General features: G+C 52.0%; 1 rRNA gene. It reads left to right on the forward strand.

What is annotated here, in order from left to right:
- Positions 1 to 77 precede the first annotated feature (77 nt).
- Positions 78 to 2,946: ribosomal RNA gene (locus DX933_RS10300) — 23S ribosomal RNA — on the forward strand; the annotation flags it as partial.

The raw sequence follows: 2,946 nt of genomic DNA on the forward strand, positions 1-2,946 counted from the left end.
CAAACCAAAAAAGTGGATACAATTGCGAAAGCAATTGTAGAAGCTTGTTTTATTTACAATGCTTATTCATGAGAGATAGTTAAGTGAAGAAGAGCGCACGGTGGATGCCTTGGTACTAGGAGCCGAAGAAGGACGGGACTAACACCGATATGCCTCGGGGAGTCGTAAGTAGACTGCGATCCGAGGATTTCCGAATGGGGAAACCCACTGTTCGTAATGGAACAGTACGTATATCTGAATACATAGGATATACGAGGCAGACCCGGGGAACTGAAACATCTCAGTACCCGGAGGAAGAGAAAGCAAATGCGATTTCCCAAGTAGCGGCGAGCGAAACGGAATCAGCCCAAACCAGAAAGCTTGCTTTCTGGGGTTGTAGGACACTCCATTGGAGTTACAAAGAAATTCTTTAAACGAATCGATCTGGAACGATCAGCCAAAGAAGGTAAGAGCCCTGTAGTTGAAAAGGAATTTTCTCCGGAGTGTATCCTGAGTACGGCGGAACACGAGGAATTCCGTCGGAATCCGGGAGGACCATCTCCCAAGGCTAAATACTCCCTAGTGACCGATAGTGAACCAGTACCGTGAGGGAAAGGTGAAAAGCACCCCGGAAGGGGAGTGAAATAGAACCTGAAACCGTGTGCTTACAAGTAGTCGAAGCCCGTTAATGGGTGACGGCGTACCTTTTGTAGAATGGACCGGCGAGTTACGATCGTATGCAAGGTTAAGTGGAAGACACGGAGCCGTAGCGAAAGCGAGTCTGAATAGGGCGAATGAGTATGCGGTCGTAGACCCGAAACCGTGTGATCTACCCATGTCCAGGGTGAAGGTCAGGTAACACTGACTGGAGGCCCGAACCCACGTATGTTGAAAAATGCGGGGATGAGGTGTGGGTAGGGGTGAAAAGCCAATCGAACACGGAGATAGCTGGTTCTCTCCGAAATAGCTTTAGGGCTAGCCTCAAACAAAGAGTACTGGAGGTAGAGCACTGATTGGACTAGGGGCCCTCATCGGGTTACCGAATTCAGTCAAACTCCGAATGCCAGCTACTTATGTTTGGGAGTCAGACTATGTGTGATAAGGTTCATAGTCGAAAGGGAAACAACCCAGACCGCCAGCTAAGGTCCCAAAGTATACGTTAAGTGGGAAAGGATGTGGAGTTGCACAGACAACCAGGATGTTGGCTTAGAAGCAGCCACCATTTAAAGAGTGCGTAATAGCTCACTGGTCGAGTGACTCTGCGCCGAAAATGTATCGGGGCTAAACGTATCACCGAAGCTGCGGATTGTTCTTTGAACAATGGTAGGAGAGCGTTCCATGTGCAGTGAAGTCAGACCGTGAGGACTGGTGGAGCGCCTGGAAGTGAGAATGCCGGTATGAGTAGCGAAAAAAGAGTGAGAATCTCTTTCACCGAAAGCCTAAGGTTTCCTGAGGAAGGCTCGTCCTCTCAGGGTTAGTCGGGACCTAAGCCGAGGCCGAAAGGCGTAGGCGATGGACAACAGGTAGATATTCCTGTACCACCTCCTTTCCGTTTGAACGACGGGGGGACGCAGGAGGATAAGGAAAGCGCACCGCTGGTCGTGTGCGTCCAAGCAGTGAGGGAGTTGGATAGGCAAATCCGTCCAACAATTCCAGGCTGTGATGGGGAGTGAATTATAGTAGCGAAGTTCCTGATTTCACACTGCCAAGAAAATCCTCTAGTGAGGAAAGAGGTGCCCGTACCGCAAACCGACACAGGTAGGCGAGGAGAGAATCCTAAGGTGAGCGGGAGAACTCTCGTTAAGGAACTCGGCAAAATGACCCCGTAACTTAGGGAGAAGGGGTGCTCCTCTGCCGAGGAGCCGCAGTGAATAGGCCCAAGCGACTGTTTAGCAAAAACACAGGTCTCTGCGAAGCCGAAAGGCGAAGTATAGGGGCTGACACCTGCCCGGTGCTGGAAGGTTAAGGGGAAGCGTTAGCGCAAGCGAAGCGTAGAACCGAAGCCCCAGTAAACGGCGGCCGTAACTATAACGGTCCTAAGGTAGCGAAATTCCTTGTCGGGTAAGTTCCGACCCGCACGAAAGGTGCAACGACTTGGGCACTGTCTCAACGAGAGACCCGGTGAAATTATACTATGCGTGAAGATGCGCATTACCCGCGACAGGACGGAAAGACCCCGTGGAGCTTTACTGTAGCCTGATATTGACTGTTTGTGCAGCTTGTACAGGATAGGTGGGAGCCTTGGAAGCGTGAGCGCCAGCTTACGTGGAGGCACTGGTGGGATACCACCCTAGCTGTATGAACATTCTAACCCAGGACCGTGATCCGGTTCGGAGACAGTGTCAGGCGGGCAGTTTGACTGGGGCGGTCGCCTCCTAAAAGGTAACGGAGGCGCCCAAAGGTTCCCTCAGAATGGTTGGAAATCATTCGAAGAGTGTAAAGGCAGAAGGGAGCTTGACTGCGAGACCTACAAGTCGAGCAGGGACGAAAGTCGGGCTTAGTGATCCGGTGGTTCCGCATGGAAGGGCCATCGCTCAACGGATAAAAGCTACCCCGGGGATAACAGGCTTATCTCCCCCAAGAGTTCACATCGACGGGGAGGTTTGGCACCTCGATGTCGGCTCATCGCATCCTGGGGCTGTAGTCGGTCCCAAGGGTTGGGCTGTTCGCCCATTAAAGCGGTACGCGAGCTGGGTTCAGAACGTCGTGAGACAGTTCGGTCCCTATCCGTCGTGGGCGTTGGAAGTTTGAGAGGAGCTGTCCTTAGTACGAGAGGACCGGGATGGACACACCGCTGGTGTACCAGTTGTTCCGCCAGGAGCATAGCTGGGTAGCTACGTGTGGAAAGGATAAGTGCTGAAAGCATCTAAGCATGAAGCCCCCCTCAAGATGAGACTTCCCATCACTTCAAGTGAGTAAGATCCCTCAAAGACGATGAGGTTGATAGGTCCGAGGTGGAAGCGTGGT

Source organism: Ornithinibacillus gellani (assembly GCF_003730295.1).
Taxonomy (GTDB): Bacteria; Bacillota; Bacilli; order Bacillales; family Amphibacillaceae; genus Ornithinibacillus_A; species Ornithinibacillus_A gellani.